Origin of the sequence: Nocardia vaccinii NBRC 15922 (genome assembly GCF_001613305.1) — a bacterium.
Lineage (GTDB): Bacteria > Actinomycetota > Actinomycetes > Mycobacteriales > Mycobacteriaceae > Nocardia > Nocardia vaccinii.
On the sequence record NZ_BDCC01000035.1, the window covers coordinates 120815 to 143956 of the forward strand.

General features: G+C 66.5%; 17 protein-coding genes. 3 read left to right on the plus strand and 14 right to left on the minus strand.

From position 1 onward, the window contains the following. The first annotated feature begins 154 nt into the window (after positions 1 to 154). Positions 155 to 1972, plus strand: a complete 1818-nt coding sequence (eccE, locus tag NV1_RS23470) for a type VII secretion protein EccE (protein ID WP_084525714.1) — start codon at positions 155 to 157, stop codon at positions 1970 to 1972. 360 nt (positions 1973 to 2332) lie between these two features. Here eccE and NV1_RS23475 read toward each other — a convergent pair whose 3' ends face one another. The 9 genes from NV1_RS23475 to NV1_RS23515 form a co-directional block, all read right to left on the minus strand. Beyond that, positions 2333 to 2629, minus strand: a complete 297-nt coding sequence (locus tag NV1_RS23475) for a WXG100 family type VII secretion target (protein ID WP_067895146.1) — start codon at positions 2627 to 2629, stop codon at positions 2333 to 2335. 73 nt (positions 2630 to 2702) lie between these two features. Continuing rightward, positions 2703 to 2981, minus strand: a complete 279-nt coding sequence (locus NV1_RS23480) for a WXG100 family type VII secretion target (RefSeq protein ID WP_067895148.1) — start codon at positions 2979 to 2981, stop codon at positions 2703 to 2705. A gap of 85 nt (positions 2982 to 3066) precedes the next feature. Continuing rightward, positions 3067 to 3894: an ESX secretion-associated protein EspG gene (locus NV1_RS23485; RefSeq protein WP_067895150.1), complete on the minus strand. Its 828-nt coding sequence runs from the start codon at positions 3892 to 3894 to the stop codon at positions 3067 to 3069. Beyond that, positions 3894 to 4892: a PPE domain-containing protein gene (locus NV1_RS23490; protein ID WP_067895153.1), complete on the minus strand. Its 999-nt coding sequence runs from the start codon at positions 4890 to 4892 to the stop codon at positions 3894 to 3896. Before NV1_RS23490 ends, NV1_RS23485 begins: the two co-directional genes overlap by 1 nt. Beyond that, positions 4893 to 5219, minus strand: coding sequence for a PE family protein (locus tag NV1_RS23495; RefSeq protein ID WP_067895454.1), 327 nt, complete (start codon positions 5217 to 5219; stop codon positions 4893 to 4895). 32 nt (positions 5220 to 5251) lie between these two features. Next, a complete protein-coding gene (locus NV1_RS23500; RefSeq protein ID WP_067895156.1) occupies positions 5252 to 6799 on the minus strand; it encodes a hypothetical protein in 1548 nt (515 codons plus the stop codon). Between the two features lie 5 nt (positions 6800 to 6804). Beyond that, the gene (locus NV1_RS23505) at positions 6805 to 7110 is read right to left on the minus strand and encodes a type VII secretion target (RefSeq protein ID WP_067895158.1); all 306 of its coding nucleotides are present in this window, start codon (positions 7108 to 7110) and stop codon (positions 6805 to 6807) included. A 121-nt stretch (positions 7111 to 7231) separates the two neighbouring features. Beyond that, positions 7232 to 7534, minus strand: a complete 303-nt coding sequence (locus NV1_RS23510; protein ID WP_067895161.1) for a YbaB/EbfC family nucleoid-associated protein — start codon at positions 7532 to 7534, stop codon at positions 7232 to 7234. Positions 7535 to 7580: 46 nt separating this feature from the next. Next, positions 7581 to 8048 (minus strand): hypothetical protein, encoded by a 468-nt coding sequence (locus NV1_RS23515; RefSeq protein WP_307629897.1) that lies wholly within the window; start codon positions 8046 to 8048, stop codon positions 7581 to 7583. 261 nt (positions 8049 to 8309) lie between these two features. Here NV1_RS23515 and NV1_RS43765 point away from each other — a divergent pair, with 261 nt between their 5' ends. Both NV1_RS43765 and NV1_RS23525 read left to right on the plus strand, forming a co-directional pair. Continuing rightward, complete coding sequence (locus tag NV1_RS43765) at positions 8310 to 10208, plus strand: hypothetical protein (protein ID WP_067895164.1); 1899 nt, start codon at positions 8310 to 8312, stop codon at positions 10206 to 10208. Next, the gene (locus NV1_RS23525) at positions 10205 to 10990 is read left to right on the plus strand and encodes an ESX secretion-associated protein EspG (protein ID WP_067895167.1); all 786 of its coding nucleotides are present in this window, start codon (positions 10205 to 10207) and stop codon (positions 10988 to 10990) included. The genes NV1_RS43765 and NV1_RS23525 overlap by 4 nt, the downstream gene beginning before the upstream one ends. A gap of 78 nt (positions 10991 to 11068) precedes the next feature. Here the strand turns inward: NV1_RS23525 and NV1_RS23530 are convergent, their stop codons facing one another. From NV1_RS23530 to NV1_RS43770, 5 genes are all read right to left on the minus strand, one after another. After that, positions 11069 to 12718: a hypothetical protein gene (locus NV1_RS23530; protein WP_067895170.1), complete on the minus strand. Its 1650-nt coding sequence runs from the start codon at positions 12716 to 12718 to the stop codon at positions 11069 to 11071. A 238-nt stretch (positions 12719 to 12956) separates the two neighbouring features. After that, the gene (locus tag NV1_RS23535) at positions 12957 to 13250 is read right to left on the minus strand and encodes a WXG100 family type VII secretion target (RefSeq protein ID WP_067895172.1); all 294 of its coding nucleotides are present in this window, start codon (positions 13248 to 13250) and stop codon (positions 12957 to 12959) included. Positions 13251 to 13286: 36 nt separating this feature from the next. Further along, a complete protein-coding gene (locus NV1_RS23540; RefSeq protein ID WP_084525688.1) occupies positions 13287 to 14093 on the minus strand; it encodes an ESX secretion-associated protein EspG in 807 nt (268 codons plus the stop codon). After that, a complete protein-coding gene (locus NV1_RS23545) occupies positions 14090 to 16549 on the minus strand; it encodes a hypothetical protein (RefSeq protein WP_067895178.1) in 2460 nt (819 codons plus the stop codon). Before NV1_RS23545 ends, NV1_RS23540 begins: the two co-directional genes overlap by 4 nt. Positions 16550 to 16601: 52 nt before the next feature. After that, positions 16602 to 23135, minus strand: coding sequence for a WXG100-like domain-containing protein (locus NV1_RS43770; RefSeq protein WP_067895181.1), 6534 nt, complete (start codon positions 23133 to 23135; stop codon positions 16602 to 16604). Between the last annotated feature and the right edge of the window lie 7 nt (positions 23136 to 23142).

Genomic DNA, 23142 nt, shown 5'->3' on the forward strand with positions numbered 1-23142 from the left:
CCCCGCAAGGAAAAGACTAAGCGGTTGCGCGGGCGGGCCGCCACTCGCAGCCGAAACAGGTAACGTAATCCGCGAAACCGGCCATTCGGACCGTGCTTCCGGCCGTACCGGCCGGGCTCCATTGCGGCAGGCTCGTGAACAGATATGGGAAACGATGGTCGAAGAAGCGATCGTGTACACCGGCCCCGAGGAGCGGGAATCCGGATCGCAGGAGGGACTGTCGTCGTCGCAGCACGGCGGCGTAGCGCGTACCGGCCGCCCGCCGGTCGCGCTGCATGATCAAGACTTCTGGCTGTTCCGGGATTTCCCGCTGCGTCAGGTGGTTCCGGTGCTGTTGCTGGCCGCGCTCGGGGCCTGGATCGCCACCGCCTTTGCGCTGCGGCTGTACGTGATCATCGCGATCGGCGTCGCCGTGGCGCTGATCGGGCTGGTGCCGCTGCGCCGCCGCCTGCCGCGCACACTCGCCGGAATCATCGGCGGCGCCATCGCCTTTCGCTGGAACCGGTGGCGGCACGACCCGAGCGCCGAGCCACCGGAGGCGTTCGACGTCCCGTTGCCCGAGGGCGGCAGCTACGGCGTGCGCTGGGATGCCGATCGGCTGATCAGCATGCTGCGGATCGAACCGCCGCCGGACTCGATGACCTGGCTGCGGCCGGGTTCGCTCGGCTCGGTGCAGGAGCTGCCGCTCAGCGAAATCGCCAACTGCCTCGGGCAATTCGACATCACCCTGGATTCCATCGACGTCATCAGCACGGGTGCGCGCACCGCGGGCAACGGCGCGGTGGCCTGGCTCTACGACCGCATCCTCGGACCGCTGCCCGCGATCGCGCGGCGCACGGTGTGGCTGGTGCTCCGGTTCGACCCGCTGGCCAATGCGCAGGCGGTGGACAATCGCGGCGGCGGCGGCGCCGGGGCGCTGCGCGCGGCGATCATCGCCACCCGCCGGGTCGCAAACCGGCTCGCCGCTCGCGACATCACCGTCTCGGTGCTGACCGCCGGTGAGATCAACAGCGCGGTAAGGCAACTCACGCACGGCATCACGCCCGACCAGTTCACCGAATCGCCGAACACACTGGAGTACGAGGGGCTGCACCTGACCAGCTACGCGATCGGGCGCGATCTGATCGCCTCCCCCGGTTTCGCGGATCTGTGGGCGGCGCAGAGCCTTTCCACGACCATCACCGTCCGGCTGCGACCGCAGGCCGTGCGCGCCGGGCAGGACGAGATCCGGCCGGGCATCGCACTGCATGCGCTGGTTCGGTTCGACACCCTGAGCGAACCGGCCGACCCGCCGGTGCCGGGCCTGCGACGACTGCCCGGACAGCAGCTGCGTGCCTTCCTGGACAGCCTGCCCATCGCGGTGGCACCCGGAGACGCCCCGGAGGATTATCGCGGCCCCCTGGACGCGCTGAACGGGCTTTCGGTGCCTACCGCGGGCTGCGGGCAGCTGATCGGCGCGGATCTGACCGGACAGGGCATCGCGGTGCCGCTGATCGGTGAGGGCACAAGGCATCTGGAGGTCATCGGCATGCTCGACCTGGCCCAGCAGGTGGTGTTGCGGGCGATCGCGCTGGGCGCGCACACCGTGGTGCACACCGTGCGGCCGGATGCCTGGAACACCATGGTCGCGAGTGTGGCCGCACCGCACTCGCTTTCGCTCGCACCGCGTTCGGCGGGCGCGAGCCACCATCCCCCGGCACCCCCGATGCAACCCGGAAGTTCTTATCCCACAACGACTGTCGTGGTCTTCGATGGGATCACCCCGACGGCGCTGCCAGGCGGGGCCACCATTCTGCACGTGCGCGAGGAGGACGGTCCGGAGAGCCCGTTCGAAGCCGACGTCACACTGCTGCAGGATCCGGCGTCGCCGAATATGATCACTGTCCGCACCGCGACGGATTCGGCGACGGTGCACATGGTCACCACCCCGGACGAGATGCAATACATCGGGGAGTCGCTCGCCACGCGCTGAATTCGGCTGCCCTACGGGATTATCGGTGTACGACCGTTTCAAATTCCGTCGTATATATGAATTCTTCGCCACATATGTGAACGCATAATCCGCCGGTCGTTCAGGTCTCTACGCCACCAGCGGGAAACCGCGCCTCATCGGAGGTTTCGGTATTCGAAACGAACAGATGCCCGCACGGCCGGAAATCCGTTCGGGTTCAGTACCGAGCCGCGGCGCCACAATCGATCCCGCCGCCCGGTATCGCGATTACACTGCCGGACAACAGCAGAAAGGCCGCGCGAAGATATTTCGCACGGCCGCATGGTTCGGATTGTGAACGGCCGCTCGGAATTGATTCCGAGCGGCCGTTCACACCGCGAATCAGAAGACCTCGAAGCCCTGACCGACGGCGGAGTCGGCGGACAGCGCACGGTGCAGCGCCTCCTCCACCGAGTTGGACAGCTGGTCGAGCACGCCCAGGTGCTGGCTGAACTCGTCCGACCACTTCTTGTGCACCGAGTCGAAGCTGGCCGAAGCGTTGTCACCCTGCAGCGCGTTGTGGAACGCGGTGGCGTTCGTCTCGAGGTTCTGCCCCTCCGCCTTGAGCTGCGAACCGGAGTGGTTCAGGTCGTCGTACAGCGTGTTCATGGTTGCGGGGTCGTAAAGGATATCGCTCATGGATGTCTCTCCTCATCGGGAAGTAATGGAGTGCGGCGGAATTGCCGCGGCGCCGGCCTGTGCCGGGATGCGATCAAGCGTTGCCCTGGTCCATCGACAGCAGCTTGTTCTTGCCGTCGATGACGGCCTGGTGCAGCGCGGTGAGGTTGGACTTGAGGGTCTCCGCCTCCTCGTGCCACGCGGTGGCGGACTTCACGAACGAGGCGTTCGCGTCACCGTGCCAGCCGGCCTTGGCCGCATCGGCGGCATCTTCGATCTTCTGGATGTGGTTACGAATGTTAGTGATCGAGGTGTCCATGTCGTTGGCCACCTTCTCGATGGCGGCCTTATCAAGACCGACTGCGCCTGCCATTTTCCCAACCTTTCATCACGGTTATTGCTGTGCGGAGGTCGTCCGACCTCATCAGAATAGAAGACTTCGGGACATATTTCAGAACTTATAGCCGCAGCCACCTTTCCCCGGGCAACAACTGGATCAGCGCCGAAATCGCTTGAGCGATCCGGTGATCCGTACCGGATGTGACCGTCGACCAAGACTGCTGATCGGGCGCCAGCGCCGGAATGGCGATAATCCGGCCGCGGCCGGTGTCGTACATCGCGACAGCGCCCGGCGTCCGGGTGGCTATGCCGTCCTCGTGCGTGTAGGCCACGATTTCGGCGTAGGCATAACATGATTCGAAGGCCAGCCCGAGAATGGTGGCCTCGCGATCGGGCACGCCGAGTGCATAACAGGCATCGGCATAGTCCGTGGCGGTGTTCGCCGCGCTGAGCCGCTCGCTCAGATCCTGCGACAGCACATTGAAATCGGGAATCGCGGCCGGTGTGCACGAACCGAGCGCACCGAGCAATGGACGCGCCAGCGAATCGCCGGACCCGTCGGACCAGAAGGTTTGCAGCTCGAAATCGTCGCCGGTGCGCACGGCGATCGCGTGGTCTTCACCCCTGCGGGCCAGACACACTCGCACCACGTCGGCCGGGGTGTTCGACTCCTCGCCGACGCGATCGGGCGCGACGCGATAGATCCGCGCCACCAGTTCGCGCTCGGGCTGCGCCAGGACGAACAACGCCTGGGCCAGATCCGGACTCACCTCGCCGTAGGAGTCGAACACCCCGGCATCGGTCAGTCCGGCGATCGCCTCCTGCTGGGCCGCTTGCCAGTCGGCGTACGAATCATGTTGTGGTGCAACGGAAAGCACCAACGGCAGGGTCTGTACGCCGAGACGTTCGGCCACCGCGAACAGGCCGTCGTTGGTGAGCGTCGTCATCAGGCCGCCCCGGGCTGGGCGGTACCCGGCACGGTCTGCGCGGTCTGCTGCGGTGCGGCGGGCGAACCGCCGAGAACAGCCGGGGCGCTGACGATTCCGTTGTCGATGCCGATCGCGTCCGCACCCTCCACCGCGATTCCGGCGCGATGCTCCTCGTTCTGCAACGGCGAGCCCGCGGCGGCCGGTGCCACCGCGCCCGGAACACTGCTGGCGGGGATCGGGCTCGCGGAACCGGTCGCGGACGCGGGAACCACCTCCGCGGCCTCCTCGGCCGTGGTCGCGGATTCCACGAAAGACGGTGCGCGGTAAGCGGTCTTGATCGGCGGCGCGATGGCGAACGCGGCGGGATCGAAGTTCGGCGGCAGTACCGTGACGCCCTCGGGCATGGGAAGTTTCGGCGCCTGGGCGCCGGCCTGCTCCGCCGCCAGCGCGGCGCCGGTGGTCAGCTCCGGCGGATGGTCCTGCACCCACGGAGTGGCCAGCGGTTCGGTGGCCGCCTCGTAGATGCGCATCACCCGGGACGCGGTGGCCTTGGCCATATCCGAATCGGTATCGGTGACCGCCGCGATCGCCTGGATCGGTGCGCCCAGCGAGATGCCGATCAGCTGCAACATCTGCTGCGCTTCTTGAATCGCCTTGATATCAGCCATATTCGGCATCGTCAGGCGAGCCAGCTCATTGGCCGCGGCATGCTCCTGCGCCTTGGCCGCGTTGGCGGCCGCCGCCTGCGCGGCACTGGCCAGCCAATCATGCAAGACCGAAATGCGGTCGTGCACACCGACACTGTTGATCGACTGCCACGCACCGCGCAGGCTGACGACGATCGCCTCGTACTCGGCCGCCGCAGCCGCGAAACTGACGGCCAGACGGGACCAGGTGGCACCGGCCTCGGCCATCGGAAGCGGACCGGGGCCGGTGTCGAGATCGCGTGCGAGCCGGTCGGGTTCACGCGACTCCCAGACGACCCCGGTGAATCCGGGCTGCGGTGGCTCGATCATCTAGACCGACCGTGCCTGCTCGATCCCGGTGGTGTTCTCGTTCTCGACCCGGCCGAAATGCGTGACCTGGGCGCGCAGCGAGGCAGCCAGCTTCTGCAGTTCGAGTACGCCCGCATCCGCGCTGGTCGAGAACGAGCCCGCGACCTCGTTCATGGTGTGGGCGGCACGCACCGACACCTCGTCGGTCCCGGCCGCCGGAACGCTCAGCGCGGTCTTGCTGGTCTGCAGGTCCTGCTGCAGGCGCTGGGCCAGAGCGTCCAGGCGGCCCGCGGCGTCGGTCGCGGCAGCCGGGCTGAAGTACACCCCGTCGAAGTTGTTGTCTGTCATGACGATCCCTCCAGTTGGTTTCCGCTGCACCATCACAACGTCAGTTCTTTGTCGGGTGGCGCTTCGGTGGCCCGGACGTAGGCTCCGACCACCGGCAGGACCGCCCCGTCGAGATCGCCGACGACCGCGTCCCCGTTCGAGCCGGTGACCAGATTGCCGTTCACGCCGCCACCGGCGTCGCCCGCGCCGCCCACACCCCGGGCCGCCGCCGCGGCGGCGCCCGCACCACTCATCGGCATCACGCCGGGACTGGTGGTGGACAACGGAGTCGAGGTCGCGACCGGCTCGGCCGCGAGCGCCTCCGAAGCCGCCGCTGTGCCGGGCCCGAAGGTGGAACCACCGGCCAGCTGGGTGCCGACGTACGGGGTGAGCGGCGTCGCCGGGACCGCGGCGATACTGCCGCCACCGCCGACGCCACCGCCGCCACCGGCGGCGGAACTCTTCGAATCCGAGCCCTTGTACGCCCCCAGTGCGGCCTTGTCGCCGGACATCGCGGCGGCCGTGGGCGTCGTGGTGACGCCGGGGACGAGCGTCTTGGCCGCCTCCCCGAGCTGTGTCGCCGATTGCACTCCGGTGGTGAGCAATTGGCCCATCGGCGTGATCAGCTGCATCAGCTGCTGCAGCTCACTGCTGGACGAGCCGGACGTGGCGGATGCGGTGTCCGCGGCGGTCGCCGCCCGAGACGCCGCGTTGACACCGGTGGGTGCGGTGCTGACCTCGACCTTCTGCCCGGCCTCGGTCATATTGGCCGAGTGGATGGTCAGCTCCACGCGCGTCTTGGTGATCACCGCGAGCGCCTCGGCGATGGCCTCGGCGGTCTCGGCGACCACGAAGGCCGCACCACCGGGCACCGACAGTGCCGGTGCGGTGAGAGCCATCGTGGTCATGTACTTGCCCACCACGGTCGCCATCAGCGCGCCGCCGGTGAAGACCGAGGTCGCGCCCGCGCCGAGAATCGCCTTCTGCCCGACGCTCTGCGTGGCCAACTGGTTGCCGGTGGACTCCGTCCGCGCTGCCGTCGAAGCCGCCTGCTGCGCGCCCTGGCCCTGCCACATCTGCATCACCAGCTGCAGTGCCGACATGCCGAGTTGCATGGCGGTCTGCAGGCCGGTGGTGATCGCCGTGAGTACCTGCGTCGGATCGACATTCGGCTGCGGGGCGGTCGGCGAGCCCGGTGCGTTGACACCCGCGGGGGCGCCCGGCGTCGCGGGCTTCGGTGCGGCGACCTGGGGCGAATTCGCCTGGGGTGCCGGTGAATTATGCTGTGCCGCAGAAGTGTTCAGCGGATTAATAGTGGCCGGTGCGGGAGCCGGCGCGACGCCGACCGCGGGATGCACCGCCGCATTGCCGAACTGCCCGGTGCCGAAGCTCGAGGCCATATCAGTCAGCGGCCGGACGATCGCGGTCAGGTCGATCACCGGCATCGGCGGGAGCCCCGGCAGAGGCGGCATCGGTGGAATGGTCGGCAGCTGCGGCAATCCCATGCTGTGCAGGATGTGGCTCACCGGCTGATCCATCATCGGCGCCAGCGAGCTACCCCGCAGCAGATCCGAGATGCTGGGGTCGAGTGGCGCGTTCATCGGGCTTATACCGAGCCGAGGTGTGCGGCGGAGTCGTCATCGGTGGCCTGGTAGTGATCGGCGGCCGTGAAGGCGGCCAGCGCGGTGCCCGCGTGCACCGAGGCGAGCTCGTTGACCGACGAGATGTGGTTGGCCTGCGCATAGGCGAACGCCGCCAGGAAATCTTGGCCGATCAGGCCGAATACCGGCACCGCCGCGCCCACCGTGGCGGCCTGGTCGACATTGCCGACCGTGGCGATCGTCGTCGCCATCGCAGCCGACGACGCGCCGTATCCGCGGATGGCATCGGGCACTGTGACAAAAGGTTCCATCGTAAAACCCCGATCCGATGACGAAAATCCTTACTTGCCACCAATGGTAAGCGGAGCCGCGCTCATCGCGCTACGCAATTGCTGCCCCCGGGTCCAGGGGCTGCGGCGTTCCGCCAGAAATTCACCAGCTCGAAACCTCGTCATTGAACGTATCGACCAGATCGGCGCGTTCGGCAAAGGCTTGGCGCGCAGCGGCATACGCCGTGGTCACCAGGGTGTGCTCGAACTGCTCGGGGGACATCCGCGAAATCGATTCGGAGAGTTGCAGTTCCACCATCGCGCCGTTGCCGTCCACCTCGACCGTCAGCGATTCGTCCGGCGCGGTCTCGCGGGCGCGCACCCCCGCCATCTGGTCACCGAGGTCACGCAGCCGGTACAGCCGTCGGCGAACACTGGCCTCGAGCTCGTCCATCGTTTCGTACATGACGCTCCTCACAAGGGTTTTCGTCGTTCGGACGGGCCGAACCGTCTCAGACGGACCGCAGCCAGCTCTCCGGCTCGGTCTCGTACTCGTCCTCCTCCTGGAGCTCGCTCTGCGCGACCTCCGCGGTGGTGGGCAGCCCCATCCGGCGCAACGCCTCCGGCGCGACCCCGGCCGCTTCGAGTTCCGCCCGTCGCGCCAGCGCAGCACGATTCGCCGCCTGTTTGCACAGCCGCAGCACCTCGGCCGCCAAAGCCTGCGGATCGCGCCGCAATTCGGCCGGGTCGATCGAAATCCCCAGTGGCAGACCCTGTTCCGTGGTTCGTACCGAGATCGATCCGGTGCGGTTGGCCGCGGTCCACTCCACGAGCACCGGCTCCGCCTGCTCGACGACCGGACCATCGCCGACCGCGGACCCGGAACTTCCCTCGGGCGCTTGTTCACCTACCACCGCATCGCTCACGACCGAATCGCTTCTGACTCCACCGCTGTCGAATCCGGCACTCTCGGTGTTCATCTGGGCACCCCCACATCACTGAGCCGGTTACTGGCGAACTTGGTTCAGCCTACGGCGAAGAAGGTCGAGACCGCTCGTCTTCACCGCGCACGAGTTGGACAGAGGCGATCCGTTTCGTCGTCCCCTCCCATAACCCGTGGCCATTACCACGGCGATATGCCAGGATTGATGCTACGGGGACGACGAGTTGTTGTGGCTTACCTCGAGCATACGAGGCGCGGGGATGTATCCGTAGACGTCGAGGCAACGAGGAGGATTGCTGTGGCTGGCGATGATCTGGGCCAAACCCTGAGTCAGTACGGATCGACGAAGAACGGTTCCAATCGCCTTACCCTGCCCGCCGGGCAAGGTAAGCAGCTGGCTGGGGTGGTGGCGAACGTGCTGGCCTTGGTCAAGGCCGCACGCAAGGATGCGAGCGATTCCAAGCTGGGCGCGCCGACCAATATCAGCAGCTTGCCCCAAAGTATCCTTCTGACAAAGAAATTCGCCAATCGCGGCACCGAACTCGACACTATTCTGGGTGACCAGGAAAAGGCGTTGACCGATCTCGGCGAGGCATTCGTCCTGGTGGACAAGACCTATCAAGGCGCCGACAGCGATTCGGATAATCAGTTCGCCACCATCACGAAGTCGGCGGATCCGAACAAGTACCAGATCAAGGCACGTGACCCGCGACACTACGGCAGCATCCTGGACGCCACTGTCGGCAAGAACTGGATGGATCCCTACCTCGGGGAGGAACAGGACCAGGAGTCGAGCACCGACAAGTACAAGGACCAACCGCCGACACCTGAGCAGATCGCGCAGTACGGCAAGGGCGGTATGACGGCTGATTCGATACAGGTCCTTCCCGAGCACGGCATGGGGATCGGCTGGAAGCAGCAGATGAAGGATTTCGCCAGCTCCGTCTCCCCAGCTGCGCAGACCAATATGTTCGTGGCGTGGGCTTGGTGTCGTATATCGACCGAACTGTCCGAGGCGTTCAACGATCTCTCGTCGCAGATGTCGACGGTCAGCAAGAACTGGGAGGGCAAGGGCAAGGAGGCGGCCGCCGCAGCCACCTCGAACTACGTTGCCACAACGCAGCCGTTGACCGACTACATGAACGTGATCGGCCAGACACTCAGCTGGGTCAGTGGCCAGATGGCGACGCTGGACGGCCCGGTTTCCATAGCGTGCAACGATGTCGACCCCGACCACCCGGGAGGCGACACTCTCACCAAGATCAACGACGACAATGCTCGCGTCATTGCCGCGAATCTGATGGACAGGACCTACACACCGGCACTGAACACCGCCTCCGCGGCGATGTTCCAGCTTCCGGCGCCGACGAATCCGCTTGCCGCCAAGCCGAATCCCAACCCGAACCCCAACCCCAACCCGAACCCCAACCCGAATCCGAATCCCAACTCCAATCCGAATCCCAACCCGAGTCCCAACGCGCGCACATCGACATCCAGCCCGCAGGCGACCCAGAAAGAACTACAGGAGCAACAGAAGCGGCAGGAAGAGGAAGCCAAACAGCAAGCCGCGCAGCAAAAACAACAGGAAGAGGAGGCCAAGCAGCGGGAAGCCCAGCAGCAACAGCAACAACAGGAAGCGAAGGCCAAGCAGCAGGAAGCCCAGCGGCAACAGCAACAACAGGAAGCCCAGCAGCAAGTGCTGCAGACCGCTCAGCAGGGGCTGCAACAACTCCTGCAGACAGGTCAGCAGCTGTTTCAGCAGGGGGTAGCGGCCACTCAGCAGAATGCCGCAGAGAACGTCGCCAGCGATTTGGCCTCCGTGCCGGGGCTGGCAAACATGGCCAGTTCGCTGGGTGGTCTCGGCAAGAGCGGACTCGGCGGTGGCGGCAAGGGGGGCGGCCTCGGCACCGAAGCGTCGGAGCTGAGTCGCGAGGCGGTGGCATCGTCCAAGCTGTTCCCGCGCGCGTCCACTGCGGCGAACCTCGAGTCCACCCTCGCCGGCGAGGCGAAGGCCGGGGTCGCAGCGTCCTCGACGGGTTACGGCGCCCCGGGCATGGGCCCGATGGGCGCGGCGGGCGCACGGAACGGGCAACAGGACAAGGAGCGCAAACGCGCGGACTTCCTCGATTCCGAGGAATGGCTCGACGCCGCACTCGGTGATGCGCCTGTCGTCGCCAAACCCATCGTCGAGAAATGAACCGAGCCTGGCGATTCAACGAATTCGAATTCATCGCCTTGTGGGAAACGGTGCAAGACGACTATCTTCCCGTTCCGCTGTCATATTTCGTATCCCGGTCGGACGAATTCGATCGAGCCAAAAGGGAGGCCCTCGACGAGCTGCGTCGGGCCGGGGATCCGGAATTCGGCGAGCCATTGGATGCGATCGCAGATCCGGATATCAAGATCACACTGCGCGCCTTGGACGACCGCGACCCGGAAAACCCGGAACACAGCATCCGCATATACGGAGCACGCAAGCGTGATCGCGGCTATGTCGTCCGGCAGCTGCCCGGCGAAACCATCTGGCACAGTGGCGGATTCATCGTCACCGAATGCAGCGCGATAGGTCTGGTCGACGAGATCGTGCGCGCACTTCCCGACGTCTCACCCAGCAAGATATCCAACCTGGCATTGCGCGCCGATCCACAGCAACGCAATTCACCGAATTACGATTATGCCGAGTCGGAAATATTCGATTCCTTCGAGGAGTCCGGAGCGGAGCGGACCAAAAGATTCTTCGCCACTCCCGTGAGCACCCTGGCGCTGGTCAAGGTGATCCAGGGAAAATCGCGATTCGGACCGCGCGGGATCACGCATCGAATGCTCGAATTGCGCGATCTGGTCGACGACGGCCGCTGCGTGATCACTTTCGACACCCCGCGGGTTGTACATGGTGTCGATTCCCGGAAGTTGGTGGATCTGATGAACATCGAGGTGGCCACGGTGGTCCGCGCCATAAAAGACGAACGCCGTGACTAGTGCGGCAGCCCGGCGCGGCGAGCGGAGAAAGGTCCTCTGGGCCGACGCTGGCCCCAGAGGACCGAGGGTCCCAGTGTCTCAGACTGTGAAATCGGCTGCCGCACCGGTTTGCCGCTGGTGGAAACGCTCCTCGAAACCCGTCGCGTACACCGACGGCGCTGTGGACGAGGACGACTGTTCGATCACTCCGTCGTCGGCGATGTAGAAGATCGCGCGGCCGATGGCGATCTCGCCCTCGGGGACCGGGACGAAGACCATCCAGCCGACGTTCAGGCGCTCGGCGACGAGATCTTCGACCGGGTAGTTGGTGGTGTCGATGTCGAGGCTCAGGATGTGCTCGCGCACCAGGGCGATGGCCCGATCCTCGGACAGCGCGACGGGATCGTCGGCCACCAGGCCCGCCAGCGACAGCTGGTAGAGCGCGCCGTCGATATCATCGGCGGGGTCGTCGAACAGGGCGGTGAGGGTTTCGCGGGTGACCACGCCGGCCTCGGCGGCGGACACCAAATTCATTGCGGCAGTGCGCTGTTTGCTGCTCGGATCGTTGCTCACCACGCCGCACAGCACGTCGGCGACCGTATCGGCGGACCACACGCCGGGAATCGCGGCGCTGATCTGATCGGAGGTCGGCGATTCGCCGCGGTACCACCTGTCGCGATCCCACCAGTAGCAGAACGACATCAGACCGCGCGCCGCGCGCGGGTTCAGGACCTGATTCGCAACCCATTCCGGCGCACCGGAATACAGGTCCGGCATCGGTTCGCCATCGTTGTAGGCGGCATCCAGCGCGGGTGCGTCCCAGACGCCACCGGACAGCACCGCGCGCCCGCCCGGCAGGATGTACAGCGTCGAGCCGCTGCGCGAGGCGCCCTCGAAAACGCCCAGCGCGGGCAGCACCCGCGGCCCCCAGTCCGAGCCGATCGCGACGAAGGCCGCGGCGATCGTGGCCCAGCGCGACCAGAACACCGGCAGCACAGGGAAATCGTCGTACGACGGGACCGGGACGACGCCCGCCTCCCGATCCGCGCGGGTGTTCTGCGCGGCCTGCTGCGGCGAACGCCACTGCCGGTTGTCGTGACCGACGTACGCGGCCAACCACACCGGCACCCGCTCACGCGGAAAGGCCTGCAAATCGGCCAGATACGCGTCGGGGACCAACATCTGATCCTCGGGAAACGGCTCGTCGCCATAGTCGTAATCGGCCTCGATGTGACCGGCGACGTCGAGCCGGATCTCCATCCGCCACCACGGGCCGTCGCCGAGCTGCGCGGAAACCTCGCGCTGCATCTGCACCACGTCGAGGATCTCCGAGGACGGTTCGCGCCGGGCCACCCGATCCGCGTCGTCGTAGTACAGGGTGTAGGTCACCCCGCCCGCGACGGTGATGGCGAAGTACGCCTCGAGCCGCTTCCAGCCCTCCGGCCCGGCGACCGCGAGTTCGCGGGCGATGGTGTGCGCGAGCTCGGTCGCCTGCTGCTCGATGGAGGAGGGTTCCTCGGCAGCGGGCTGCGGCGCGGCGGGCGCCTCCTCGTCCACGAGCGAGATGTCCAGGGGCGCTTCGGCAGCGGCCTGCGGCGTCGGCGCGGCACTCGCACCCGCGGCGGCGGGCGGTCCCGCGGCCGGGACCGCGGCGTCGCCCGGCGCATCCCCACCCAGGAGACCGCCCAGGCTGAAGGTGACATCCGGGGCGTCCTGGCCCTTCGGGGGCTCCTGGTGCGGATCGGTCATGTGCTCGAACCCTCCTGAGTGCCGCAACGGCCTGCCTCATCACGGACACGCGTAATCATGCCGTGTCACCAACCGTCACGCTATTCAACCGTATCGCCGATCGACGTGAACGACGAGCCAATATTTCGAAAACCGCCGCGGCCGAGACCATTCGGAACCGAAATCCGCCCGACGCCGAAAGGCAAGACCACACTTCCCGGGGGCCGGACGCGATGATCGCCGGCCGGCCCGACCGGAACTAGTGGTCCATATCGTCCATCTTCTGCGCGGCATCGGTCATACCGGTGCCGAACTTGCCGAGTGAGCCGACCATATTGTCCCCACCTGCCAACAGGTTCTTGCTGGAGGTGGTGTAGCCGCTGTCGCCCTCGGTGAACTTGTCGCCGTAATGGTCGTGGCCCCAGGGATATCCCTTGGCGTTCAGGCCGTTCTTCAGAGTGTTGATGACCGTGGTGACCCGGCTGGTGACATCGTTCATCGTGCCCGCGGCCTGCCGCAGTTTCGTGGTGTCGACTTCGACCGGTTTACTCATCGAACTCTTCCTTTCTGATCGTCATCCGCGACCGCCTCACCAACGATCCTCGGGACGTCCACTCTCCCAATGGGTATCGAGCCGCTCCATCAAATTGTCGATCTGCTGTTGTATTTTGTTGGCGAACGCGGCGCGGCCGATTCCGACGGCCACCGGCGAACCATCCATATTCATCACGTAGCGGCCGTCGCCGATCACATCGCGCCAGAGCAGCTTCGTCTCCTGAATACCGCGCGGGCCGAACTTCGAACGGCCCTGCACGACGCGCAACGTCCCGGTCTTGCTGGCAGGCAGGTTGAAGAACTTCGTGGAGGCGACGGCGGGCGGGTCCTCGTCGTCGTCCTTGAAGAAACTTCCGCCGCCGTGTCCGACGTGCTCCGCCGGATCGATGATGATCGGGGTGCTGGGCAGGGTGCCCGCCTCGGTGGGCGGGAGGGCCTTGACCACCTCGGATGCCAGACTGCGCGGATCGCATTCGGTGACGATGTATCCATCGGTGTGCCAGTACGTCTTTCCGGGCTTCTGCTCGAATTTGAACGCCTGTGCGCCACTGCGCGCGAAATGGATGTATATGCACTTCTGCCCGTTGTCCATATCCCGCTCGTCCCAGCCGTGCAGGCGGATGTAGATCTCCGGTGCGCACATGACATCGATCATCGAGTCCCAGGCCGGATCCCATTTCGCCCGGAGTTCCTGCCAGACATCGGCTTTCAGCGCTGCCGACTTGTCGATCGACATATGCTCGTCGAGCGTCCAGAACAGCGGGTCAGGCAATTCACCCCCTCGATACTTCTCACAGAGCACCTGGAATTCGATACCGGTGAAGTTCCACGACACAGTCACGGCTCGATCACCGGCCTGACCTTGTCGACCGGATCGAGGATTTCATCGAGATTCGTTGCGCCATCGAGGTACTTCGCTCGCTTGTGTTCCTTGTTGCTGTTGGCCTGCTGACTACCGCCCATCGGCCCGGGCATCCCCGGCATGCTCGGGCCGTTGGCGGCATTGGACGCGTCGAACTGGTGGTCGGGAGTGAGCGGCGAACTGCCACCGGCCGCTCGGGGGAACAGCTTCGATACGTCCGGTGAACCGTTCGGATCCAGCGCCGCGCCAACGGCATTGGAGACGTCGTGCCCGGCCGCACCGAGCGCGTTCCCGGCGTCGGTGAGGCCCTGGCCGATGCTGCTCAACGCGTTGTTCAACATGCCGGGCACATTGGCCAGACCCGAGGTCGCGGCGCCCAGGAGCGAGGGCAGAATGCCCGAGAGCGCACCGCCGAGCGTATTGCCCAGGGAGTCCAGTCCGGACAGCGCGCTGAACGGCGACGCGCCCGACATGCCCAGCGCCTGTTCGGCGGCCAGGTAGCCCGCCGAATAGCCCGCGTTGTAACCGGCGGCGTAGCCGGAACCGCTCATACCGTACGAGCCGTACCCGCTGCCGTAGCCACTGCCGTACGCACCGCTGCCGTAACCGAGTCCGGACGCGCCGATTCCGGAGTACGCACCGATTCCGGAGTACGCGCTGCCCAGGCCGGATGCGGCCGCGAGTCCGGCGGAGTAACCGGCCATGTACGCCGAACCCATGCCTGCCGAGGTCCCACCGCCACCGGCGGTCGTGCCGCCGCCGCCCGCGGTGCCGCCGTAGCTACCTCCGCCACCGGCAGCGCCCGCGCCGCTGGTCGCCCCGGCACCGCTGTAGGCGCCGTAGGGGTTGCTGGAACCGGCGCCGCCGTAGCTGCCGGCGGTGCCACCACCGGTACCACCGCCCGTACCGCCGTAGCTACCGGCGGTGCCGCCGCCCATACCGCCGCCGGTACCGCCACCGGTGCCACCGCCCGTACCACTTGTGGCGCCGCTGGAGCCGCCGTAGCCCCCGTAACTGCCGCCGACGCCACCACCGCCGGTGCCGCCGCCGGTGCCACCTCCGGTACCGCCGCCGTAGCCGCCTGCGCCGCCACTGCTCGCCGCGGCCGCCGCCGTGGCGTAACCGGCGGAATATCCGGCACCGTAACCAGCCGAATAGCCCGCCGAATAGCCGGCACCGTAACCAGCCGAATAGCCTGCGCTGTAGCCGGAGTCAGCGCCGCTGCCGTAGCCGCTGCCGTAACCACTGCCATAGCCGCTGCCACTGCCGTAACCGCTGCCGCTGGTACTGCCGGTCGCACTGGTGCTGGCGCTGTTGGTCGCGCTGGTACTGGTGCTACTGCTGTTCGAGCCGCTCGAACTCGTATTTCCGGTGCCCGAGCCGAGGACCGTGATGTACGGCAGGGCCTTCATCGCGTTCTGGATGCCGACCTTGTAGTCGTTGTTGTACGCGTCCAGAGCCTTCTGACGCCACTTCTTGATCGTGCAGTCGGCGTAACCGGACTGATTTTCCCTGGTGTCGGTGGGCATCTGATCGAATGTGGCCTTGAGGAAGCCGCTGGTGTACTTCAGGACCGAGGCCAGTTCGCTGATGCTGTTACTGAACGCCAATGCGCCGGTCTCGAAACGCTGCACCGCGGCCATGGCCGCCGTCGCACCCGTGCCGGTCCACATGTCGCCGGTGATCTTCGACAACTGCTGGGTCACGTTCGAGAAGGAGGTCGCCATCTGCGTGGCCACCCACCCATAGCGGACACTCGCGGCGTCGGTATTCCAGTCACTGCCGATCATCGACCGGTCGAAGTAGTAGAAGTCGTCGTAAGTCCACGAGCTGGCGTCGTTGATCTGGACCGTCTGGCTGGTGTCATGGTTCTGCGGCGTTGTCGGCGCGTCCGGCATATCACCGTTGCCCACCGAGAACTTCGACGGGTCCGGTGGTGGGTTGCTGACCGTCGGATCGCTCTTGACCGCGGCGTTGGTGATACTGGTGAAGTCATCGACGGTCTGGCCTTCGGCCTTCTGATAGGCCTTCAGGGCGCCGATGAACGTATCCTGCATATTCGTCAGGATCTTCTGCAGGCCCTCGATCCCGGTGAGGATCGTGGTGCCCTTCTGGTTGTAGATATTCGTCAGCTCGGGACCCGCCGGATCCAGCGCGTAGTTCGTGATCGGCTTGATGGCGTTCAGCTGGTTGTCGGTGATGTATTTGTGGTACGAGTCGAGTTGCTTGATCAGCTCGTGGATCGCCGCGGCACTGTCCTTGAAGACCTGGAAGTCGGCGCTCATCCCCTTGTCGGTGTTGAGTCCGAGGCTCGGCGGGTTGGCGTTGGCCCAAGTGTTGAGATTACCCCAGTCCGTCGTATCCGCCGGCGTCGTATCGCCGGGCCCGCCGGTGGTCGTGCCGATGCTCCCGCTGGTGCCGGTGCCGTCAGCCATCTGCTTCCTACTCCCTCATCAAGGTCACTAACGTTTTTTCGGGCTGGCTGCCCTAATCGGAATCCCGGTAACTCGTGCTCGGGGCCCTCGGTTCGCCACCGGAATCCTTCGGCTCGCCTTCGGAAATCGTCGTCACCGGCATCACCTTGGGCTTCGGTTTCGCCTTCCGCTTGTCCGGATCTCGGGAACCCGCCTGCGGGAGCAGAGGTTCACCCAGGTTGAACTTGACGTCCACATCGGCCTCGGGACCTTCGACCTCGACTCCCTCGTCCGGCGAGGGCATCAGGATCGCCTTGGGCCGCTTGCGTTTTCGCCTATCGTCCTTCTTGCGATCCTTCTTGCGGTCCTTGGGGCCCTTGGATTCGGCCGTCTCAGAACCGCCGCCCATACCACCCATACCACCCGAACCGCCGAATCCCGAACCCGAGCTCGGCATGCTCTGGTCGTCGAAACCGTTCCGGCCCTGGGTTGTCGGATCGTCCTGGGTGGTCGGATCGCTCTGGTTCGTCGGGTCCGGGGAACTCGTCCCGTCGTCCAGCGAGCCAGGGGAACCGTGGTGCGCACCGTTGCTGCCGTCATCGCTGGTGACGTCGGCCATCGACTTGTTCGCGTCGGCTCCGTATTGCGACCCCGGCAGCTGGTCGCCGGTCCCGTCGGTGCCCGAACCTGTTCCCTCGGTGCCGGAGCCCGCCCCGCCCGTACCGGAACCCGTTCCGTCGGTGCCGGAGCCCGTCCCGTCGGTACCGGAACCTGTTCCGTCGGTGCCGGGTCCGGTCCCATGCGTACCGGAGCCCGTCCCGTCCGTTCCCGAACCTGTTCCGTCCGTTCGTGATCCGGTCCCGTCACTGCCCGACCCCGTGGACGATCCGTCCGCACCGGAACCCGAGCCGCCCTGCGAACCGAGCGGGTTCTGCTGCAAGGCATTCAGCAGTCCGGGCCCCGAAAGCGATTGCAGGCCGTTCTGTCCGGTGAGCGCGTTGAGCAGTGCGTTCAGGGCCGGTGTGGCCGAGTTCAGCAGATTCGACAGGCCCGACAAACCTCCGGCACCCGGGCCCGCGGACCCCTGACCGCCCAGCCCCGACAGATCGCCGAGTCCCGACAGGCCGTTCAGGCCGGACAGGCCGTTGAGCCCGGAAAGCATGTTGTTCAGACCCGCCAGCCCGCCGGGACCGTTCAATCCGGACAGCAAACTCGCCAGGCCGAGCGGCCCGCCGCCCGTCGAACCGAGCAGATCCGACATCGCCGACGGCGACAGGTGCGACAGACCCGCCAGCCCCGACAGTTGCGACGGCGACAGTCCGGACAGTCCGCCGAGGCTCGAAAGTCCCGGCAGATTCGACAGATTCGACAGCCCGGCCAGTTGCGCGGAGTTCAATCCCCGCAGACCCGCGGCGATGTGCGCGGCCGCCGCCCGCTGGGCCGCGGCGGCGGCCTGGTGAGCCGCCGCCGCGCGGGCGGCGGCCTGGTGGGCGGCAGCCGACGAGGGACCCGACACGCCCGCCAGATCCCGGGCCGCTCGCCGCGCGGCTCCGTCCAGGCCCGACAGATCCGGACCGGAGTGGTGACCACCGCCGTACCCACCGCCACCCCAGTTGCTCGTCCACGGCGGATTCCAGTGGAACGGCGGCGGCTGGAAGGGCGGCGGCGGCACGAAGGGCGGCGGCGGCGGATATGGTGGCGGAGGTAGCAGGGGCGGCGGGGGTGGCGGCACCAGATCGGCTTCCGGAATGAACTGGATGGCCATCGGCCCCATCGGCGCCACGAACACCACCGGTTCCGGCGGCGGTGCGGGCAGCACCAGCCGTGAACGGAACGGGGTGGTCAGCCTGCCACCCTCGACGAACGGGCTGTCCCGGTCCACTGGCGGCTGCTTCACCCCTTCCGGATCGTTGACGTGCACCTTCCCGTTCTTGTCGACGGTCCAGGTGGTGCCGTCCGGCCGGCTGCCCGAGGAGGTGCCGTCCTTCTCGGTGACCCGCACCGAACCGTCCGAGCGGATTTCCCGGACCGACCCGCCGGGCTCGGAGATCCCGACCATCCCGTCCGGCCTGGTCTCGCGCGAAATGCCTTGCAGGTCGGTGAATTTCACCCCACCCTTGCCAACCTCGGACACCGACTCGCCGTGGAACACCTTGAACCCGTTGGAGGTGTTCTCCAGCGTCGCGCCGTTGGAGAGCTTGACGGTCCCGTGCAACGACTCGATGGGCGAGCCGCCCTTCAGCGCCTCCCCGTCGGGCCCGGTGACGATGACCTTGCCCTTGGCGTCCTTCTCGTAGGTGGTGCCATTCGGGTCGGTGACCTTGACCGTGCCCTTCGGGTCCACCCGCAGCCCGGTGCCGTCGGGGCGGTCGAGCGTCACCGGCTGCCGCTCCGGGCCGGTCATCCGTTCCTGGAGTCCCGATGGTTCCGGCGCCTTGGGCACGGTGGTGGTCGAACCGTCCGGATACGTGGTCTTGCGCCCGCCGAACGGATTCGATACGTCTCCGATCGAGTGGGTGGTGCCGTCCGGATCCTTCACCGTCACCGCGCCGTCGGTGTGCAGGGTCTGCTCGGTGCCGTCGTGCATCGCGACCACGGTCGGGGAGTCCGGGCCCTGCTGCACCGCGGTGCCGTCCGGCTTGGACACCGTGGTGTGGCCGTCCGGCTGCTCGAAATGCGTTGTGCCGTCGGTCTTGATGGTGGTGACGGTGCCGTCGGGGGTTTCGGTGCGCACGGTTCCGTCCGGACCGATCGCATGGGTCGTGGTGTCCGGCCGGTCGAAGGTGATCGAGCGATCGGGATCGATGGTGATCGTGCGCTGCGGATCACCCGGATGCCCGAATGTGATGTTCTTGTCCTTGTCGACGGTGAAGTGCGTGCCGTCCGGTGCGGTGATGTGCACTTCGTCGCCGCTCTTGTTCCAGGCCGCGACGCTGCCCTGCCAGCCCGACTTGGAGCCCGATTCCCTTCCACTGGAACCGAATCCGGTCTTCGTGCCGTTCTCGGCGACGAAGTCGGCGGAACCGTTGCGCTTGATCGTGACCGTCGAGCCGTCGGAGGCGGTGGTCTTGACCGTTCCGTTGGGCTGCACCTCGACCGTGACCGATTTCCCGTTCCGGCCGAAGAATTCGACGCTGTGGTCGTTGGTCTTCGGCGTCGAGGAACCCGGGGTGATCCGGCTGAGGAAACCGGGCTTGTCCGGGGGCGCCGGCGGGTGGATGGTGAAGCGGTGCGGATCATCTCCGCTGCGCCCCACCAGAATCGGGCCGCCATCGGATTTGATCAGGTGGGTCGTGCCGTCGGTGGAGCTGGCGAGCAGATCGCCGTCGGAGTTCTTGTTCCACGATCCGCGATCGGTCTGCACGATGTGGGTGCTGCCGTCGGGATGGGTGACGATCGTCGGGCGGTCCGGACCGAATTCGACCTTGCCGCCGTCCGGGGTGTGGATGGTGTGCTGTCCCGACGGCGAGCCGAATTCGGTTGTGCCATCCGGCTTCACGGTGGTGGTCGATCCGTCCGGACCGGTGGTGCGCACCCCGCCGCCGGACAGTGTGGTGTGCGTGGTCTGATCGGGGCGCCCGAACGTCTGCTCTTCGAACTTGCCCGCACCCTTGCCGGGTTTGCCTGCGGGAGTGCCGGTTTCGTGGCCGTCCGCACCGACGAACCGAACCGTCCCGCCATCCGCGGAGATCGAGATGCCGTGGTCCTCGCCCGGCCGGACGACCGTGATGTTGCCGTCGGAGTCGACGGTGTGCCGGGTGCCGTCGTGCGAGGTGGCGGTGATGGTGCCGTCGTCGTTCTTCGTCCAGCTGTGCCTGTCGGTCGGCACGGTGTGTTCGGTGCCGTCCGGCCGGGTGACGATGGTCGGTTGCCCCAGCTCGGATTCCACCTTCGTACCGTCGGGGCGGTAGGTGGTCTTCTTGCCGTTCGCGGAGTTGACCTCGGTCTCGCCGTTCGGCTTGACGGTGACGTTCGATCCGTTCGAGCCCGGAATCCGCACCGAACCGTCCCGCCCGAAGTTGTGCGGGGATGCGGATCCGCCGCCCTCGACGCCGCCGTGCACGCCGACGAAGACGAAACCGTCCTGCACCTGGACCTCGGTGCCGTCCGGCAGGCGGACGGTGATGCTGCCGTCCTTGTTCCGCTTCCAGGTGGGGTTGTCGTTGTCCTGCGAGTCGCCGCGGTTGCTCCCAGGGGCGGGTTCGGTGTGCGAGCCGCCGTCGTCGGACCGAGATCCGTAGGGGGCCAACGGCGGATCCGACCGGTTCGATCCGCCGCCGACCCCGGCGCGCGGACCGTTGCCGGTTGTGACCGGATCGTCGTTCGAGCCGCGACCGCCGCCGGACTGGGTGGTGCCGGTCGTGCCGTCGTCGAGGGACCGACCGCCGGAGTTGCCGGTACTCGACGAGCCGGTTCCCGGAGTCGCGGTGACCCGGGTCGGTGTGGAGGTGCCGTCCCCGGTCAGGTTGACCGTCGAGCGCGAACCGCCCTGCACCGACGAGCCGACCGGCGTGTTCTTGACCGAGGCCGCGATCGGGTTGCGCGTCCCGGTGCCGCCCGTATCACCCGACCCGGTGGAGTTCGCGGCCCGGATCGGTGAACTGTTGCTGGTCGTACTCGTGTCGGAGGACGAAATCGGCCGCACCGCACTGGAATTGGTCGACAGGTCGGAGCCGAACTGCGATCCGCCGGAGAAGGACGGTGTGGCCTTCGGGGTGATCGGGCTCACCGGCGAAAGGTCTTCCGAGCTCCACGGCGAGATGTCCGACACCGGGCTCACATCGCCGTCGCCCTGACGGGCGAGGGCGAACGAGTTCAGGTCGGTGTTCACACGCAGTACCGGACGCGCCGTGGTGCCGTCACCGGTACTCCCGGTCGTGGTGGACGATCTGATCGACGAGGACTGCGTACTGCTGGACCCGGTCGAGGACGTGCTCGCCCTACCTGCCTGGTTACCGGTGCTGCTGGTGTTGGTGGTGACGTCGGTCTTCGAACTCGACTGTGTGACCGGGCCATCGGTGACCTCGGTCTTCGAACCCGCCTGAATGGCAGGGCCGTCCGTGACATCCGACTTCGAACCCGACTGGACGACAGGGCCGTCTGTCACGTCGGTTTTCGAACTCGACTGGATCACCGGGCCATCGGTCACATCCGACTTCGAACCCGACTGGACGACAGGGCCATCCGTGACATCCGACTTCGAACCCGACTGATTCACCGGTCCGTTCGAGGGCTGCGTTCGGCCGTCCACGCCGAGTCCCGTGGACTCGCTCGACGATGAATCAGAATGCTGTTGCCCGCCAGAGGAATTCGTCTCGTTCGGTGAATTGCTCTGGGTCGACCCGGCCGGGGTGGTCGGCTTCTGGTTGTTCGGCAGCGAATCGTCCGCGCCGAAGCCGCGGCTGTTGCCGTTGGTGACGGTGGCGGGATTCTGCGTGATGGGATCTTCCTCGCCGAAGCTCCCACCCCTGGAGCCGTTGGTTACGCCGGGCGCGAATTCCGTACTGCCGCTGCGGTATCCGGTGGAGAATGTCGGCTGGGTATCGTCGCCGCCGCGGGACCCGCCGAAGAAGCTCGAGCCGGAATCCTCTCCCCCGCCGCGAGTGAAGGAATTCTCGAAACCGTCCTTCGGCGAGAACGTTCCGATCTCGAAACTCTTGGACCCTGGCGCCGCGACGATGCCGCGGTATCCGCCCAACCCACCGCCGAGGGCGCCGCGCACCGCGCCGCCTGCCCACCCCGCCCCGTTGCCGAAGGTGTCGCCCCAGTCACCGGTGATGCCCGCGGCCACCAAACTCGTCACCGCGTTGCCGAATTCGCCGCCTGCCGCGCCGACGAGGATGCCGTGGCCGGTGCGCATCCACGGATTCGTCATATCACCGAACAACTTCGAGGACTGTTTGCCGAAGAAGTTGCCGAAGGTCTTGCTCAGCCCGCCCACCCCGGCGCCACCGGCCATCGCGACGCCGAACTCCTTGGCGTTGAAGCTCTTTCGCTTACCGTCCGCCATCTGGCCCAGTTGCACGGCGGCGTCGACGCCGCCGGAGATGAGCGCGGACTCCAGGATCCGCGCGACCCAGCCCTTGGCCAGATTCGCGAACTTCTCACCGAAGATCCGCAGCACTCGCGCGACGATCTGATCCTCGATCATCCGCGCCAGGAATCGGACCACCAGGCGGGTGGCGCTGACCTCGGCGGCCTCCACCGCGGGCGCGGTCGGCGGGAACAGCCACGCCCAGGCGATCTCGATGGCCAGCATGATCAGCGAGATGATCACCATGAGTTTGGCGGCCTGGACCTGGGTACCCATGTCGAAGGCGGCGTCGCCCACCGAATCCATATATTTGGCAAGGGTTTCCAGCGAGGAATCCCCCTGCAGGATCTGGTCGAACATGCTCGCGATGTTCTCCCCGCCGGTCCCCTGCGGGTAGGCCGAGACCGCTACGCCCTTGGCGGACTGCACTTCGGGGATGACCGCGCGCAGACCCTGCGCGGCGTCCTTCCAGATATGCGAGACCGCCCAGATCGCGTCTTCATCGCCATCGGGCCATTCGGTTCCCGCGACATACCCCAGCCATCGGAGCTCGGGGGGCAGATAGAGGCTCACGGCACAA

What these genes read in the sequence shown, in the direction of transcription:
- NV1_RS23505 (WP_067895158.1), bottom strand. Translation starts at nt 7,110, where the DNA reads ATGGAACCTTTTGTCACAGTGCCCGATGCCATCCGCGGATACGGCGCG.
- NV1_RS23485 (WP_067895150.1), bottom strand. Translation starts at nt 3,894, where the DNA reads ATGACGACGCTCACCAACGACGGCCTGTTCGCGGTGGCCGAACGTCTC.
- NV1_RS23475 (WP_067895146.1), bottom strand. Translation starts at nt 2,629, where the DNA reads ATGAGCGATATCCTTTACGACCCCGCAACCATGAACACGCTGTACGAC.
- NV1_RS23490 (WP_067895153.1), bottom strand. Translation starts at nt 4,892, where the DNA reads ATGATCGAGCCACCGCAGCCCGGATTCACCGGGGTCGTCTGGGAGTCG.
- NV1_RS23515 (WP_307629897.1), bottom strand. Translation starts at nt 8,048, where the DNA reads ATGAACACCGAGAGTGCCGGATTCGACAGCGGTGGAGTCAGAAGCGAT.
- NV1_RS23495 (WP_067895454.1), bottom strand. Translation starts at nt 5,219, where the DNA reads ATGACAGACAACAACTTCGACGGGGTGTACTTCAGCCCGGCTGCCGCG.
- NV1_RS23480 (WP_067895148.1), bottom strand. Translation starts at nt 2,981, where the DNA reads ATGGCAGGCGCAGTCGGTCTTGATAAGGCCGCCATCGAGAAGGTGGCC.
- NV1_RS23530 (WP_067895170.1), bottom strand. Translation starts at nt 12,718, where the DNA reads ATGACCGATCCGCACCAGGAGCCCCCGAAGGGCCAGGACGCCCCGGAT.
- NV1_RS23510 (WP_067895161.1), bottom strand. Translation starts at nt 7,534, where the DNA reads ATGTACGAAACGATGGACGAGCTCGAGGCCAGTGTTCGCCGACGGCTG.
- eccE (WP_084525714.1), top strand. Translation starts at nt 155, where the DNA reads ATGGTCGAAGAAGCGATCGTGTACACCGGCCCCGAGGAGCGGGAATCC.
- NV1_RS23535 (WP_067895172.1), bottom strand. Translation starts at nt 13,250, where the DNA reads ATGAGTAAACCGGTCGAAGTCGACACCACGAAACTGCGGCAGGCCGCG.
- NV1_RS23545 (WP_067895178.1), bottom strand. Translation starts at nt 16,549, where the DNA reads ATGGCTGACGGCACCGGCACCAGCGGGAGCATCGGCACGACCACCGGC.
- NV1_RS23525 (WP_067895167.1), top strand. Translation starts at nt 10,205, where the DNA reads ATGAACCGAGCCTGGCGATTCAACGAATTCGAATTCATCGCCTTGTGG.
- NV1_RS23500 (WP_067895156.1), bottom strand. Translation starts at nt 6,799, where the DNA reads ATGAACGCGCCACTCGACCCCAGCATCTCGGATCTGCTGCGGGGTAGC.